Genomic DNA, 16,173 nt, shown 5'->3' on the forward strand with positions numbered 1-16,173 from the left:
TCATCAGATTTCCGCGTTGCCCTTCACGACCCGCCACTAACCTGCTGATGACAACGCGATTCTGGCATGCCAAGCGCTGTGACGAGCTCGTGGGGGTCGGTTACACTGTGCGGCGATTCGGTGGTCCGCCGCGCCCTGCCTGCGCCGGTGCACGGCGGCATCGCTCACGACATCCTCTTCCATTCTCTGTCGACGGAATCTCCTGGCACCCGATGTCCACTTCTCTGCTGCTGATGCCCGCCATGTCTGCGACCCGCCTGCTCACTCCCGGTCTTGTCATTCGCGAGGGGGAATCGGCATGAACTGGCTATCGCACAATCCCTACTTCACCTATCTGCACCGTCAGCGCCTGCATATCCTGCGGGTCACCGTCGCCCTGACGCTCTGTTTCAGCATCATCGAGCTGTTCGATCTGCCGCACAGCTCCTGGGCACTGGTCAGTACCGTGATGGTGATGGGCAATCTGCCCCACGTCGGCGGCGTGCTCGACAAGGGCTCGCAGCGCCTGCTCGGCACGCTGCTGGGGGGACTCTGGGGCCTGATCCTGATACTGGTCGCGGACCCGCTGCCCGGCGTGGTGCCCATCTGGAGCATGGTCGGCATCGCGCTGGCGCTCAATGCCACCTTCAGCAATCGCTATGGCTACAGCTCGCTGCTGTTCTGCGTCACCCTGCTGATGGTGGTGGGCGATGGCAATCATGATCTCGGGATCGCCCTGTGGCGCGTCTTCAACGTGGTACTGGGCACCTTGATCAGTATCGTGGTCAGCCTGGTCCTGCTGCCCCAGAAGGCGACGGATGTCTTCCGCTTCCTGCTGGCCGACAACCTCGACAAGCTGGCGCGGCTCTATCACAACCACACCAATGCAGAGCGTTCCAGCATCGAGGAAACGCTCAATCTGGTGCGCGCCACCTCCGCCCAGCTGGTCAAGCAGCGTGGACTGGTGGATGCCGTGGTGCGTGAAGGCCGGATCCAGCGCGGTGATATCGAGGAGATCCTGTCGTTCGAGCGGCGCATGATCTCGACCATCGAGCTGCTGCAGGAAACCCACTGGAACACGCGAGAAGGTCATGAGTTCATCGAAGGACTCGAGGGCCTGCGCGATGCCCAGCACCGACTGGCTCGCGCCCTCGGCACGCTGGCCTTCCAGGTGCGTACCGGCCAGCACATCGAGCTGACGGTGACCCCGTTCGACCTGCAGCGCTACGCCGAGGTACGCAATGTCGAGAGCCGCAAAGGACGTGCACTGTTCAGCCCGGCAGGCTATCTGTGGCTGAATCGTGAACTCGCGCGCCTGACGGAAGCCCTCGGGGAACGGCTTTCCCTGCTGGAACGTCTGCCCAGCGAGCGCCTGCAACGGCGCCTGCCGGGGCATGGCCTGATCAGTGATGCCCGCCGGATCTTCCTGCCGGAGGACCCGACCCCGGGCGAGACAGCCGTCCCCAAGGACTCTGACAGCGACGGCACGCCCCCGACACCCGAGGCGAAGTCACCTGACACCCGGGATGACGCCCATTCCGGCTCGCCCGCCGCCGTACCCGGTGACACGCCAAGGAAAGACGCATGAGCACAGCGCATGACATCACTGCCACCAGTGACCACGATGTTCTGATCGTGGGCGGCGGTGCGGCCGGCCTGACCCTTGCGCTCAGCCTGGCCAACCAGCCGTCATCCGCGTCGCGCTCGCGCCGCGTGACGCTGCTGCGTCCGGCGCGGGAGGCCCAGGGCGCCAGCCGCTGGGCTCAGGGCGGCATCGCGGCGGTACTGGCCCCGGAGGATGACGTGGAATCGCATGTCGCCGATACGCTGATCGCGGGGGACGGCCTGTGCAACGAGCGAGCGGTGCGCTTTACCGTCGGACATTCCCGCGAGGCCATCGAGTGGTTGATCGGGCTTGGCGTCCCCTTCACGCCAGCCGAAGCCGATGCCAGCTATCCCTATCACCTCACCCGGGAAGGCGGCCACGGCCGGCGACGCATCATCCATGCGGCCGACGCCACGGGGCGGGCGCTGCTGGATACGCTCAGTCAGCATGTCGAGTCACATCCTGCCATCGAGGTGCTCGATGACCTGCTCGCCGTGGACATCGAGGTGAAGGGGGCCCAGGTCGCGGGACTGCGGGTCATCGATGGCACCGGCCAGCAACGCTTGCTGACGGTACGCGACCTGGTATTGGCCACGGGCGGTGCCAGCGGCCTGTTTGCGCATGCCACCAGCCCCAGCGCCAGCGTCGGGGATGGCATGGCGATGGCCGTGCGTGCCGGTGCCAGCCTGATGAATCTGGAGTTCCAGCAGTTTCACCCCACCTGTCTGTACGACCCGGCCGGAACGCCGTTCCTGATCTCGGAAGCCGTGCGCGGCGAAGGTGGCCTGTTGAAGCGCCCCGATGGCCATCGCTTCATGCTGGATCACGACCCTCGCCTGGAGCTGGCACCACGCGACGTGGTGGCGCGCGCCATCCTCGCCGAGATGCGCGCTCACGGGCTGGATCACGTCCATCTCGATATCAGTGCGCTGGGATCCGCGGCCATCCATCATCACTTCCCGACCATCCTGGCGCATTGCCGGGAGCGTGGCATCGACATCACCCGAGCCCCGATTCCCGTGGTACCGGCAGCACATTACAGCTGCGGCGGAATCGCCACCGAATTGAATGGCGCGAGTGATCTGGCAGGACTGTGGGCCATCGGCGAAGTGGCCTGTACAGGGCTTCACGGGGCCAACCGCATGGCCAGCAACTCATTGCTGGAATGCCTGGTGCAGGCGCGCGCCTGCGGCGAGGCGCTCACCGAGCGCGAATCGGCGCCCGACACCTGGCCAGTGGCGCAGGCGCTCACAACGAGCATGCTGCCTGAACGAGGACAGCTGCCTCCCCGCCAGCAGGCACTATTGACCCGGCTGAAAGACAGGCATGCACTCTGGCAGCACGTGATGTGCCTGGAGAATCGCGAAGCGGATGAGCGGCTCACGGCGTTGCGGCGCCTGATGAGCCTGCAGGCGGGCATCGAGCGTAGCCAGCAGGGACTGGAAGCGGCACTGGATCAGATGGCGGCCTGGCTGGCCTGTGAGCCCCCTCATTCGTCAGAGCGCGCTCATTCCTCTGAACTCTCCCGGCAAGGCAGGCACTCAGGGGCCAGCGCAGGTGTCACTCACCTGGCCCTGTATCAGGCGCTGACTCTGGCGCCGCTGTTGTTGATCAGCGCTCACCAACGTCATGAATCACGCGGGCTCCACTTCGTGCGCGATTACCCCATGCCGGCACCGCGCGCGCGTGACAGCGTGATTCACCTCAGATGATCATTGGCGGCGATCAGTCGCGATACGGGCCATCAGCGGCTCGATGGCAGGCGGCTGTCGTGGCATGTCGTGGGCGAGAGGTGGCCACAGCAGCCACAGTCGCAGCCGATGCAGCTGGGCTGGAGGTGCGCTGTCTGGCCATAGCCACAGAGTACGTGAGCGCTCACCGGGGCACGTGAGGCGCAGGCCCACCAGTCGCGGCGAACACCACAGGCGCGTGACGCCGACTCGCTGCCAGCCACCGGAGTTCGCGTCCGCCCACCACCAGCAAAGGCGCATCTCGGGGTGCCGCCTGCGCGTCTCGTCGAGTGATGCCGGTGAGCGAGGACTTTCCTCTTCGGCTTCGTCGTGCGCCAGTTCGCCCTCCTCACCTGTCTCCGTCTCTGCCTCTGCCTCTGGCATGGCGGCCAGCCCCGAGCGCTCCGCCCCTTCCCCCACGGGCTCCGCCCCGAGCGCCAGCCACCATACCTCCCGATGCCGGTCACGGCGATGCCACCACCACCAGGCTTCCACCCCCTGCAAGACCCCGCCTGTGGTCAGCATGGCCATGACGGCCGAATGGATGTTCAAAGGCGGCATCATGCCCCAGAAAGCACAATGCTCCGCCTCGAAAGGCAGAGCATCATGGGTGCGGCAGGCCCACCAGGCATCCAGGCCGGAAGGTCCTGCCAGGCGAGCGAACAGCCACGTCATCAGCACGAGGCTGCACGCCAGCAGTATCAGGCGCAGAATCGCCTGAGCATGCAGGGCCTGTTCAGAGACCCTTGAACTGATCGCGTTCGCCATGTTCTGCATTGGCGATCACCATGTCGATCAGGCGCTGATAGTCCTCATTGCCACACGGATCCCGCTTCATCAGCCACACGAAGAGATCCTGATCCTCTTCCGCGAGCAGTTCCACGTAGAGGGCCTTGTCCTGCTCACTCAACGCATCGAAGCGCTGCTCGAGAAAAGGCAACAGCAGCAGATCGAGTTCCCACATGCCGCGGCGGGAGTGCCAGTGAAGGCGCTTGCGAATCATCTCATCCATTGCCCGAACCTCAGTCGTCACATCAATGCCGGCAGTATACCCGAGGGGGAGTCTGGCAGCATCCGTTGACCCTTTGCCACGACAGGAATTGGCAATCCATGTCGTGATGGGCAATGATGTTCGTAGTGCGTTGTTTTCTCAGGATTTGCCCATTATGCTGAGGAGATAACAATCACAAGGATGCGGGGGTCCGTCAGACGACAAGAGGTCATCTGACAGCCGCATCACGATCACCCTTCCCGCAAGGGTGCAGGCATGGAGAGATCCGATGACCAAGTCCGAGCTGATCGAACAGATAGCCATGCGACAGCCTGAGTTGTCGCTCAAGGATGTAGAAGCCGCCGTTCGCATCATCCTCGATGATGTCACTGATGCGCTGGCCCACGGGGGGCGCGTGGAGATTCGCGGGTTCGGCAGCTTCTCGCTGCACTACCGTGAGCCACGTCTGGGACGCAACCCGAAGACCGGAGAGCCCGTCCAGCTGGACGGCAAGTTCGTCCCGCACTTCAAACCGGGCAAGGAACTGCGCGAACAGGTCGATGCCAGCCGCGCGCTCGGCTACTGAGCCCACAAGGCATCGGCCTGGCCTCAGGCCGCACGGCTGACGTCGAGACTCACGGCTTGCCCGGTGATACACTCGCCAGGCGATGATTCACGACTGCATTTCATGACAAGGAAACCGTTATGCGCTGGCTAAAAGGTCTCGTTCTGGCCGTGATCCTGCTGATCGTTCTGCTGGTCGGCATCCTGTTTGCCGTTCACAACCAGCAAACCGTGCCTCTCGACCTCATCTGGCTCGAGCTGCCGGCTGCCTCACTTTCCATGTGGCTGCTGTTTTCACTGGCCATCGGCGTCGTGCTCGGCATGATCGCCATGACCGGCATGTATCTGCGCCTGCGCACGCTGTTGACCCGCGCGCAGCGTCGCAACCAGCAGCAACGCAAGGAACTGGACCAGCTGCGCATCCAGGAGATCAAGGAAGTGGCATAAATGCCTGACCTGATACTGCTGGGACTGCTGATGGCCGCCATTGCCATCGGGTTCTGGCTGGGGCGACGTGATCGTCGCCCCACTACGCAAACTCCCGCCCCTGCCACCTTGTCCCGCGACTATTTCGTTGGCCTCAATCATCTGCTCAACGAGCAGCCTGATCGCGCCATCGAAACCTTCGTACAGGCCTTGGAAGTCAACAGCGACACGGTCGATACCCACATCGCGCTGGGTAACCTGTACCGCAGTCGCGGGGAGGTCGACCGCGCCGTCAAGATCCACCAGAATCTGCTGGCACGCCCGGCCCTCGACAGCGAGCAGGGCGAACGCGTACAGCTGGAACTGGCCCGCGACTTCATGCGCAGCGGTGTCTACGACCGCGCCGAGAAGCTGCTGGAAACCCTCCTCAAGCAGGCCCAGCACGATGACCATCGTCGCGCTGGCCGGCGCCTCCTGATCGACCTGCTCGAGCGTGAGCGAGAATGGGAGGCTGCCCTCGAGGTCGCGCACCCCATCCTGCGTCAGGAAGGTGGCATCCGACGCGCCGCCGCCCACTGGCACTGCGAACTGGCGGCCCTCGATATCCTCGAAGGCAGTCAGGCGGTGGCGCGCAAGCGCCTCAAGCAGGCACTCTCCACGGATGAGAAGTGTGTGCGCGCCAACTGGATGCTGGCCGAGATCGAATACGAGCATGCCAACTACAAGCAGAGCATTCGCCTGCTGCAGCGCATTCCGCGTCAGGACACCGGTTTCACTCCCATCATTCTCGAACCGCTCGGCAAGGCATTCCACATGCTGGACGACGAAAGCGGACTGGTGCGCTATCTGCAGCAGGAAGTCGAGCGCGGCCCCTATACCACCACGGTGGTCAGTCTCGCCCAGTTGATCGAGCGCCGGGAAGGGGTCGAGGCCGCTGTCAGCTTCGCCAGCGAGCAATTGCATCGCCACCCCAGCCTGCGGGGTGTCGACTATCTGCTCGACCTGTACCTGCTGGATGCCGATGAGCGCGAGACCCAGCGCTTCAGCCTGCTCAAGCGCCATACCCAGCAGCTGATCGAGGCACGCCCTCGCCATCGCTGCCACCGCTGCGGATTCGAGGCCTCGATGCTGCTGTGGCAATGCCCGAAATGTCGCCACTGGGGTACCGTCAAGCCGATCACCGGACTGGAGGGCGAATGAGCCCCCGCGTTCCGTGACTCGCTCATCTGAACCAGCCCGTCAGTTCAAGCCCGTCAGACCAAGCACGTCAGACCAAGCACGCCCGAGCAGGATGCAAGACGCCCCCGCCGCTTTCGCGACGGGGGCGTCTCGTCATTCCAGGGCCTGAAAGCCCTCGACTCTCTGGCTTGTCAGGCGACGCGAGGCCCACGCAGACGCGGTGACAGCGTCTCTCCTGCCCCGCAGGCCAGCACGATGGCCCCCAGGAAATACGGCCAATCCTCTAGACTCAGGGCCGCCACGCCAAGCGCATCAATGAAGATCGCCACGATGCAGATTGGGCTGACATAGCGAATCATGAACAGCCAGATACGGTAGCCTCCCTTACTCAGATCCAGCTCATCGCGCAACATGCTGCTCTTGAAGACGAAGCCGGCCAGCAGCGCCATGGCGATGCCACCGATCGGCATCATCCAGCGCGAGGTCAGGTAATCCAGCCAGTCGAAGAAGTGCTTGCCGGCCAGGGTCCAGTCCGCGCCCAGATTGAAGGACAGCATCGCGAACATCGCGACCAGCCACAACACGCTTCCGGCTAGCCACGATGCCTTGGTGCGACTCATGTTGCGGTTCTCGCTCAGCCAAGCGACGGTGGCTTCGATCATCGAGATCGCGGACGTCAAGGCGGCAATGGAGAGCATGGCGAAGAACAGTACCCCGAACAGCTGACCGAAGGGCATCTGGTTGAAGGCCACCGGTAGGCTCATGAAGATCAGCCCCGGACCGGAGGACGGGTCCATGCCATTGGCGAAGATGATCGGGAAGATCGCGAGCCCCGCCATCAGCGCCACCAGCGTATCGGCGATCGCGACCGTGAAGGTGGTGCGAGCGATGGAGGTGCCTGACGGCAGATAGGAGCCGTAGGTCAGGATGGCGCCGGAGGCCAGCGACAGGGTGAAGAAGGCATGCCCCAGCGCGGCCAGTACGCCCTCACTGCTCAAACGGGAGACATCGAAGTCGAACAGGAAGTGGAAGCCTGCCGAGAAGTTGCCGGAGGTCAGGGCATAACCGATCATGATCAACAGCATGATCACCATGCCCGGCATCATCCAGCGCACGCTCTTCTCGACCCCCTCCTGCACGCCACGCCCGACGATCAGCATCGTCACTACCGTCACCAGCGTCGCCCAGCCACCCAGTGCCCAGGGATTGGCGTTGCCAGCCTCGAAGATACCGCCCAGCTCAGCGACGCCATGTCCGGACAGCGACCCGCTGGCCATCTTCCACAGGTAGCTGAAGGACCACCCCGCGACCACGACATAGAACGACAGGATCATGAAGCCGGCCAGCATCGCCATCCAACCGAAGACCTTCCACAGCGGGCTGGCCCCCGCTTCCCGGGCCAGGTTGGCGATCGCCTCGATGGGGCTGCCGCGACCACGGCGCCCGAAGGCGATCTCCGCCATCATCACGGGTACGCCCACGGCGAGAATGCAGGCCAGATACACCAGCACGAAGGCGCCTCCGCCATATTCACCGGTGATATAGGGAAACTTCCAGATATTGCCCAGCCCTACCGCGGAACCGGTAGCTGCAAGGATGAACCCCCAGCGACTGATCCAGAGATTCTTGGGTTGCTGTCTTGCCGTCATGGAATACCTTACGAGTTATTGTTGTGAGCCAGTGGTGATCGACGCAACGCCTTGCCGTCTCGGGTGCTCACGCAGACCATTTTACTGATAAGAAGGATGTTCGTCCGCGATTCCTGTGGAAAATCCCCATACGCACCTCGCAAAACGTCTGCGATAGCGCCATTACCAAGCGACGCCATCCACTCTACATCAGCCACTGCTAATTGGTAACATTTGAAACGACCATCAGAGCAAGCGCTTGGCAAGGGAAGTCCCTGCCGGGCGAGGATCAGTGCGGAAGCCGACATCGACGAGTCACTGGAGTAAGCTCATCCATGAGCGCACCTGAAAGCGCTAGCGGCAGAGCCTCGGAATTCGCTGAGCTGACAGGTCTCTCGCCCTCTCAAGCAGCGCAGACAAGGAGTCGTCATGCATCGTCAATTCGCGGTGATCGGACTGGGGTATTTCGGCAGTACCGTCGCGCGGGAGCTCAGGCGCCACGACCATGAAGTGCTCGGCGTGGATCTCGATGAGAAACGTCTCAATGCCATGGCGGACCTGCTCAATCAGGCCGTCATTGCCGACCCGACCGATGAGCATGCCCTGCGTGAGCTTGGCCTCGAACAGTTCGACGCCGTGTTGATCGATCTGGCCGACTCGATGGAGCAGAGCCTGATCTGCGCGCTGCTGGCCAAGGAACTCGGTGCCAGGGAACTGTGGGTCAAGGCGACCTCGGATGCGCATCACAAGCTGCTCAGCCGTCTGGGCGTGGATCACATCGTGCACCCGGAGTACGACCTGGGCGTGCGGGTGGCGGAAAGCCTCGCCTATCACGCTATGGTCGACTTCATCCACCTGGGCGATCACCAGTTCGTGGTCGAGCTGGAGGTCAGCGAGCGTCTGTGCGATGACTGCCAACAGCTCGATCAGCTCCCCATCGATGAGGACATCAGCGTGATCGCCTTGCGCAAGGGCGCGACACTCGATCGCAAGCCTTCCGGCAGTACGCAGTTGTCCGCTGGCGATCATCTGGTACTGATCGGCGAACTGAGCGCGCTGCGCAAGCTGGGGGCGCATCTGTGAGGCAGCGCTACCGACGCTATCTTCGCCCCCTGACCCGTGGCCCACGCGGACCCATCATCCACCTGTCGCCTCCGGAGATCCTGCTGGGCGGCTTTCTGGGACTCAGCATGCTGGGGGCCTGCCTGCTGAAACTGCCAGGCATGCATCAGGAGGGCCTCAGCTGGCTGTCGGCACTGTTTACCGCCACCTCGGCGGTGACCGTCACCGGGCTTTCCGTCACCCCGCTCAGCGAGTTCACCTTCGCCGGGCAGGCCGTCGTGCTGGTATTGATCCAGCTTGGCGGCCTCGGTTTCATGACCATCGCCGCCCTGTCACTGGTGATGCTGGGGCAACGACTGCCGATGCATCAGACCAGCCTGCTGCGTGAAGCGCTCAACCGCAGCAGCTCACGCGAGATCGGCCGACTGCTCAGGGTCATCACCGCCTTTGCGGTGACACTTGAACTGGGCGGCGCTCTGCTGCTGGCGCTCGAATGGGTGCCACGCCATGGTTGGGGACGCGGCATGTGGCTGAGCCTCTTCCACTCGGTCTCGGCCTTCAACAATGCCGGCTTCACCCTGTGGCCGGACAGCCTGTTGCGCGAATCCCGCAACCCGCTGGTCGCGAGCGTCATCAGCCTGCTCTTCATGACGGGTGGCATCGGCTTTGCCGTGATCGGCGAACTGCGCGAGCGCAGGCGTGAGCATGGGTGGCGCGTGCTGCTGCACCCCTCACGCTTCTCCGTACAGACACGCCTGGTGCTGGAAGCCACCATCGCACTCAACCTGTTGAGCCTGGTGGTGATACTGGCGCTTGAATGGGGCAACCCCGATACCCTGGCAGGCATGCGTGATCATGGCGAACGCTTCATCTCGGCAGCCTTCATGGCAGTGACGCCCCGTACCGCCGGCTTCAGCATGTTCGATACCTCCGCGATGACACAGGCCTCGACCCTCTGGACCATGGCGATGATGTTCATCGGTGGCGGGAGTGGCTCGACGGCCAGTGGCATCAAGATCACCACCTTCGTGGTGCTGCTGCTGACCACTCGCGCCTTCCTGCGCCAGAGACACTCACCGACCCTGCATGGCCGCCGTATCGGAGACGAGACTGTCTTCAAGGCCATCGCCGTGGCCTTGGCCGGCATGCTGTTGATCTTCAGCATGCTGTTCGGGCTGACCATCACCGACCCCGACCACGACTTCCGGTCGTTGGCCTTCGAGACGGTCTCGGCGTTCGGCACCGTGGGACTGAGCCTGGGGGTGACGCCGGAGCTTTCCGCTCCCGGACAGTGGTTGATCATCATCACCATGTTGCTGGGACGCACCGGCCCGCTGGCACTGGGTTACCTGCTGGCGACCCGCAGCCGTCCCGGCGTCAGCTATGCACGCACCGAACTCTCCATCGGCTAGGCAGCACGACTTGCCTGACGCACTTTCTCTCCCCCTGAACGACGAAAGCCCCGATGCAGGGCATCGGGGCTTTTCACTCGAACGACAGGAGCGGCGAAGCTGTCAATGGCTCAACGGCAACGGCTTCGACCAGCGACCTCAGTGATCATCGTCATCATGATGATCATCGTGGTCGTCATGCTCCTCAAGGCGCTGATGGGTATGGCCTTCGCCATCGTACTCATCCACCCGAGCCTTGAGTTTCTGGCCAGGACGGAAGGTCACCACGCGACGCGCGGAGATCGGAATCTCCTCGCCTGTCTTGGGATTGCGCCCCGGACGCTCGCGTTTGTCACGCAGATCGAAGTTGCCGAAACCGGACAGCTTCACCTGTTCGTTCTCACGCAGGCAGCCACGAATCTCATCGAAGAAGACTTCGACCATCGACTTGGCTTCGCGCTTGGACATGCCAAGCTCTGCATGGAGATGCTCGGCGAGTTCCGCCTTGGTCAACGCTCCCATGTCCGCTCCCTCGTTCAAGTGGCGACTCATGCTCTCAGCGCCGCCCCGAAACGTGTGTGGCCATCGGCGACGATCGCATCGACTAACTGATTGATTTCCTCATCATTCAGCGTGCGCGAAGGATGCTGCCAGGTCAAGCCTAGAGCGAGCGACTTGTGACCATCGGCTACCCCCTGGCCCTGATAGACGTCAAACAGGCGCAGATCCGTCAGCCATTCCCCGGCTTGCGAGCGGATGGCGTCGAGCAGCGACTGCACGTGCACGCCCTCTTCGACCACGAAGGCCAGGTCACGACGCACTTCCGGATACCTGGAGAGCGGTGCGAAGCGCGGCAGACGGCCCGCACAGGCAGCGGCCAGCGTGATCTCGAACACGAACACCTCGACCTTCAGGCCGAGTTCGGCACGCACTGCCGGGTGCAAAGCCCCCATCCAGCCTGCCGGCTCGCCGTTGAAGAACAGCTGAGCGGACTGACCCGGATGAAGCGCCGGATGCTCAGCAGCCTCGAAACGCCAGGCATCCAGGTTGCCGCCCAGTGCCAGCAGTGCCTCGACATCGCCCTTGAGATCGAAGAAATCGACCTTGTCACGACCGCCATTCCAGCCTTCCGGCAGACGTGCCCCGGTGATCAGGCCACCGATCATCGGTGTCTGCTCGAGGGAGTCCAGCTCACCACGGAACACAAGCCCGGTCTCGAACAGGCGCACGCGCGACTGCTGACGATTGAGGTTGTGACTCAGTGCCTTGACCAGCCCCGGCAGCAGCGAGCTGCGCATCACGGCCATGTCGCTGGAAATCGGGTTGGCCAGTGCCGGCGCCACTCCGTGCGGGTCCAGCGTCTTCTGCAGCTCAGGGGCGACGAAGCTGTAGCTGATCGCTTCCTGATAGCCCCGCGCCACCAGCTGACGACGCAGGCTGGTCAGCGGCTGGGTGGTCTCATTGGCCACGGCCGGTGCCAGGCGCGCGTTCGGGCGGCTGACCGGCAGATTGTTGTAGCCGTGGATGCGCGCCAGCTCCTCGATCAGGTCAGCCTCGATGCTGACATCGAAACGCCAGCTCGGCACCGTCACCTGCCACTGGCTCTCGCCATCGGCCACGACCTGCATGCCCAGACGCTCGAGGATCTCGACGATCTCGGCATCCGGCAATGCCATGCCCAGCGTGCGCTCGACACTGGCGCCGCTCAGGCTGACGACGGCGGCCTTGGGCAGCGCTGCGTCGCTTGCGACCTCGATGATCGGGCCCGGCTTGCCGCCGGTGATCTCGAGCAGCAGAGCCGTCGCCCGCTCGATGGCATCACGCTGCAGCTGCGCGTCCACACCCCGCTCGAAACGATGCGAGCTGTCGGTGTGCAGGCCATAGCTGCGCGCCTTGCCAGCCACGCTCAACGGCGCGAAGAAGGCCGACTCGAAGAAGATGTCGCGCGTCTCGCCGTTCACGCCACTGCCTTCGCCGCCCATCACGCCAGCGATGGCCAGCGGGCCCTTCTCGTCGGCGATGACCAGGGTGTCGTCACGTAGCGCGACTTCCTGACCGTCGAGCAGCGTCAGCGGCTCTTCAGCGGCCGCCATGCGCACCTCGATGCCACCGTTCAGGCGCGCCAGATCGAAGGCGTGCATCGGCTGACCGAGCTCCAGCAGCACGTAGTTGGTGACGTCGACGACGGGGTCGATGCTGCGGATACCACTGCGGCGCAGACGCTCCTCGAGCCACAGCGGGGTGGTCGCGGCGACATTGACGTCGCGCACCACACGCCCCAGATAGCGCGGGCAAGCCTGCGGCGCACTAACGGTGACCGGGAAGGTGTCGTCGATCTGGGCCGCGACCGGCTCGATGCTCGGTGCCGTGACGGCCAGACGGTTGAGCACACCGACTTCGCGCGCCAGACCCTTGACGCTCAGGCAGTCACCGCGGTTCGGAGTCAGATCGACCTCGATGGCGCTGTCGTCGAGGTTCAGGAAGTCACTGGCATCACGGCCCACCGGCGCATCCGCGGCCAGCACCATGATGCCGTCGGAGGCTTCCGCCTCCAGACCCAGCTCGGAGGCACCGCAGATCATGCCGCGGGATTCGACACCGCGCAGCTTGGCCTTGCGAATCTTGAAGTCACCCGGAAGCTTCGCGCCAACCTGGGCGAAGAGCACCTTCTGACCGGCGGCGACATTCGGCGCGCCACACACGACCTGCACCAGCTCACCACTGCCATCATCCACCTGACAGACGTTGAGGCGATCAGCCTCAGGATGCGGTTGCTTGTCCTTGACCTCGGCCACGACAACACCGGTGAACTCACCGGCGACGGGCTCGATACCATCGACTTCCAGGCCGGCCATGGTGACCTGATCGGCCAGCTGCTGGGTGTTCAGTTCCGGCGACACCCACTCACGCAGCCACTGTTCGGAAAATTTCATCTTGCTGTCCTGTTCCGTAAGTTCACGCCCTCACGGCGCGATACGTGAATGAGTGCCTAGCTGAACTGGCGAAGGAAACGCAGGTCATTCTCGAAGAACAACCGCAGGTCATTGACGCCATAACGCAGCATCGCCAGACGCTCCACGCCCATGCCGAAGGCGAAGCCGCGGAAGCGTTCGCTATCGATACCGGAGTGACGGAAGACTTCCGGATGCACCATGCCGCAGCCCATCACCTCGAGCCAGCCGGTGTGGGAGCAGACACGACAGCCGTCACCGGCACACATCACGCACTGGATGTCGACTTCGGCAGACGGCTCGGTGAACGGGAAGTAGGACGGACGGAAACGGACTTCCAGATCATCGCGCTCGAAGAAGGCATGCAGAAACTCTTCGACAGTGCCCTTGAGGTCAGCGAAGCTGACGTTCTCATCTACCAGCAGCCCCTCGACCTGATGGAACATCGGGGTATGGGTCAGGTCAGAGTCGCAGCGATAGACACGCCCCGGGCAGACGATGCGCAGCGGCGGTTCACTGGCCTTCATGCTGCGCACCTGCACCGGCGAGGTATGCGTACGCAGCAGACGCGTGGCATCGAAGTAGAACGTATCGTGCATCGCACGTGCCGGGTGATGCGACGGGATGTTCAGCGCTTCGAAGTTGTGGTGGTCATCTTCGATCTCCGGGCCTTCGGCAACCCCGTAGCCGATGTGCGCGAAGAAGCTCTCGATGCGCTCAAGCGTGCGCGTCACCGGGTGCAAGCCACCCACTGGTTCGCCGCGTCCTGGCAAGGTGACGTCGACGCGTTCAGCAGCCAGTCGTGCATTGAGCGCTGCCGTTTCCAGCGCGGTACGACGCGCTTCCAGCTCGCCGTTCAGCAGCTGCTTGGCTTCGTTGATGGTCTCACCGGCCTTGGGACGCTCTTCGGGGGACAGTTTGCCCAACCCCTTGAGCAGCGCGGTGATCTCGCCCTTCTTGCCCAGAAAGCGTACCCGCACCTCATCGAGGGTCTGGACGTCTCCGGCCGCCTGGATCGCGGTGCGTGCTTCGTCCACCAGGGTGGAAAGATGTTCCATCCGTTCAGCTCCGATCGCTTGAGTCATCGACGTGGTAGAGCCCACGTCAATGGAAGTCGCGCCGACCCGAAGATCGGCAGGGAGAACGCTCCGTCCGCGGTGAGTCACACAGACGGTCGCGCCCTTGCCAGAGTCCGGCCCGATCCGCAGCCAGCCTCATTCATGTTCGCGCTGGCACCTCTCCCGAAATCCGAGGGAGACACCAAACAAAAACAGGGGAAGAGCGGCTGCTCTTCCCCTGTGACGTAACACGTCATCTCGATGCCACCTGAGCTGCCCAATGCAAGCATTCGACAGTCGCGCCTCGACTCACCACTCGCGTGGCTGGCCGGTGCCGGGCGACATCTGATCCGGTCACTTACTGAGCAGCCTTGGCCTTCTCGACGATGGCAGCAAAGGCAGCTTTTTCGTGAACCGCGATATCGGCGAGGACCTTGCGGTCGATCTCGATATTGGCCTTCTTCAGGCCAGCGATGAAGCGGCTGTAAGACATGCCATTGATGCGGGCCGCAGCGTTGATACGAGCGATCCACAGGGCACGGAACTGACGCTTGCGGACACGACGGTCACGGTAAGCGTACTGGCCGGCCTTGATGACAGCCTGCTTGGCTACGCGGAAGACGCGTGAACGCGCTCCGTAGTAACCCTTGGCCTGCTTCATGATCTTCTTGTGACGGCGACGTGCGACGACGCCACGCTTGACGCGGGACATAGCGTACTCCTGATATTAAGAAAGTTGGACCGAGGTAAGGACGGCTTACAGGTTCGGCAGCATGCGCTGGATCAGCGCCTTGTCTGCAGCGTGAACCTGCTTCATGCCACGCAGCTGACGCTTACGCTTGGTCGACTTCTTGGTCAGGATGTGGCTACGGAAGGACTGCTTGTGCTTGAAGCCGTTGGCAGTCTTCTTGAAGCGCTTGGCAGCGCCGCGGTTAGTCTTGATCTTCGGCATGAGTATTAACTCCGCTCGGTTTCTTGAGAAAATCCAAGGCCGACAAAAAGAGCCACGCCCGCAAGCGTGACCCTGATGTGTCCGTTCTACTGCCTGTGGATCACTTCTTTTTCGGCGCGAGAATCATGATCATCTGACGGCCTTCCATCTTCGGGAAGGACTCGACGGTCACGAGTTCACCGAGGTCGCCGGCGATACGTTCCATCAGCTTGCGGCCGATGTCCTGATGCGCCATTTCACGACCACGGAAGCGCAAGGTAACCTTGCCCTTGTCTCCGCCTTCGATGAAGCGAGTCAGGTTACGCAGCTTGACCTGATAATCGCCTTCATCGGTACCAGGACGGAATTTGACTTCCTTGACCTGGATTTGCTTCTGCTTCTTCTTCTGAAGATTCTTCTGTTTCTTCTCATCGAAAAGAAACTTGCCGTAATCCATGATCTTGCAGACGATGGGATCGGCATTGGAAATCTGGACGAGGTCGAGCCCTGCCTCTTCGGCCTTGGTGAGCGCTTCTTTCGTCGGCACTACGCCGACCTGCTCTCCATCTGCGTCGATGAGGCGGACTTCGTCCGCACGAATACGGTCATTGATGGGAGCCCGCTTTTCCTGGGGGCGTCCGCGCTGATTATTCCGCTTGATCGTTGCGTCTCCGTTT

The 16,173-nt window shown here is 62.9% G+C and carries 16 protein-coding genes; 7 read left to right on the forward strand and 9 right to left on the reverse strand.

Annotation, left to right across the window (positions count from 1 at the left end; all coding sequences use genetic code 11):
* The first annotated feature begins 298 nt into the window (after positions 1-298).
* Positions 299-1,567 (forward strand): FUSC family protein, encoded by a 1,269-nt coding sequence (locus AC26AR_RS11475; RefSeq protein WP_488107069.1) that lies wholly within the window; start codon positions 299-301, stop codon positions 1,565-1,567.
* Positions 1,564-3,297, forward strand: coding sequence for an L-aspartate oxidase (gene nadB / locus AC26AR_RS11480; protein WP_176493403.1), 1,734 nt, complete (start codon positions 1,564-1,566; stop codon positions 3,295-3,297). Before AC26AR_RS11475 ends, nadB begins: the two co-directional genes overlap by 4 nt.
* Here the strand turns inward: nadB and AC26AR_RS11485 are convergent, their stop codons facing one another.
* Both AC26AR_RS11485 and AC26AR_RS11490 read right to left on the reverse strand, forming a co-directional pair.
* A complete protein-coding gene (locus AC26AR_RS11485; RefSeq protein WP_488107070.1) occupies positions 3,298-4,092 on the reverse strand; it encodes a hypothetical protein in 795 nt (264 codons plus the stop codon).
* Complete coding sequence (locus AC26AR_RS11490) at positions 4,052-4,327, reverse strand: FAD assembly factor SdhE (protein WP_077374619.1); 276 nt, start codon at positions 4,325-4,327, stop codon at positions 4,052-4,054. The genes AC26AR_RS11485 and AC26AR_RS11490 overlap by 41 nt, the downstream gene beginning before the upstream one ends.
* Before the next feature lie 268 nt (positions 4,328-4,595).
* On the opposite strand from AC26AR_RS11490, the gene AC26AR_RS11495 reads away from it, so the two are divergent.
* The 3 genes from AC26AR_RS11495 (at position 4,596) to lapB (ending at position 6,496) form a co-directional block, all read left to right on the forward strand.
* Complete coding sequence (locus tag AC26AR_RS11495) at positions 4,596-4,892, forward strand: integration host factor subunit beta (protein ID WP_077374621.1); 297 nt, start codon at positions 4,596-4,598, stop codon at positions 4,890-4,892.
* A 119-nt stretch (positions 4,893-5,011) separates the two neighbouring features.
* Positions 5,012-5,317, forward strand: a complete 306-nt coding sequence (locus tag AC26AR_RS11500) for a lipopolysaccharide assembly protein LapA domain-containing protein (RefSeq protein ID WP_077374623.1) — start codon at positions 5,012-5,014, stop codon at positions 5,315-5,317.
* Positions 5,318-6,496, forward strand: coding sequence for a lipopolysaccharide assembly protein LapB (gene lapB, locus AC26AR_RS11505; RefSeq protein WP_084208132.1), 1,179 nt, complete (start codon positions 5,318-5,320; stop codon positions 6,494-6,496).
* Positions 6,497-6,666: 170 nt separating this feature from the next.
* Here the strand turns inward: lapB and AC26AR_RS11510 are convergent, their stop codons facing one another.
* Positions 6,667-8,124 (reverse strand): sodium-dependent transporter, encoded by a 1,458-nt coding sequence (locus tag AC26AR_RS11510; protein WP_488107071.1) that lies wholly within the window; start codon positions 8,122-8,124, stop codon positions 6,667-6,669.
* A 408-nt stretch (positions 8,125-8,532) separates the two neighbouring features.
* On the opposite strand from AC26AR_RS11510, the gene AC26AR_RS11515 reads away from it, so the two are divergent.
* The gene (locus tag AC26AR_RS11515) at positions 8,533-9,186 is read left to right on the forward strand and encodes a potassium channel family protein (protein ID WP_077374629.1); all 654 of its coding nucleotides are present in this window, start codon (positions 8,533-8,535) and stop codon (positions 9,184-9,186) included.
* A complete protein-coding gene (locus AC26AR_RS11520; protein ID WP_240704230.1) occupies positions 9,183-10,577 on the forward strand; it encodes a TrkH family potassium uptake protein in 1,395 nt (464 codons plus the stop codon). The genes AC26AR_RS11515 and AC26AR_RS11520 overlap by 4 nt, the downstream gene beginning before the upstream one ends.
* Before the next feature lie 138 nt (positions 10,578-10,715).
* Here AC26AR_RS11520 and ihfA read toward each other — a convergent pair whose 3' ends face one another.
* The 6 genes from ihfA to infC form a co-directional block, all read right to left on the reverse strand.
* Complete coding sequence (gene ihfA, locus AC26AR_RS11525; protein ID WP_103751403.1) at positions 10,716-11,078, reverse strand: integration host factor subunit alpha; 363 nt, start codon at positions 11,076-11,078, stop codon at positions 10,716-10,718.
* 26 nt (positions 11,079-11,104) lie between these two features.
* Positions 11,105-13,489 (reverse strand): phenylalanine--tRNA ligase subunit beta, encoded by a 2,385-nt coding sequence (pheT, locus tag AC26AR_RS11530; RefSeq protein ID WP_488107072.1) that lies wholly within the window; start codon positions 13,487-13,489, stop codon positions 11,105-11,107.
* A 56-nt stretch (positions 13,490-13,545) separates the two neighbouring features.
* Complete coding sequence (pheS, locus tag AC26AR_RS11535; protein WP_084208128.1) at positions 13,546-14,565, reverse strand: phenylalanine--tRNA ligase subunit alpha; 1,020 nt, start codon at positions 14,563-14,565, stop codon at positions 13,546-13,548.
* Positions 14,566-14,923: 358 nt separating this feature from the next.
* Positions 14,924-15,277, reverse strand: coding sequence for a 50S ribosomal protein L20 (gene rplT, locus AC26AR_RS11540; RefSeq protein WP_043335644.1), 354 nt, complete (start codon positions 15,275-15,277; stop codon positions 14,924-14,926).
* Positions 15,278-15,322: 45 nt separating this feature from the next.
* Positions 15,323-15,517, reverse strand: a complete 195-nt coding sequence (rpmI, locus tag AC26AR_RS11545) for a 50S ribosomal protein L35 (protein ID WP_043335648.1) — start codon at positions 15,515-15,517, stop codon at positions 15,323-15,325.
* Positions 15,518-15,617: 100 nt separating this feature from the next.
* Entirely contained in the window at positions 15,618-16,157 is a 540-nt protein-coding gene (infC, locus tag AC26AR_RS11550; protein WP_077374638.1) for a translation initiation factor IF-3, read from the reverse strand.
* Positions 16,158-16,173 lie beyond the last annotated feature (16 nt).

It is taken from the genome of Cobetia sp. PS-4MA (assembly GCF_057670765.1).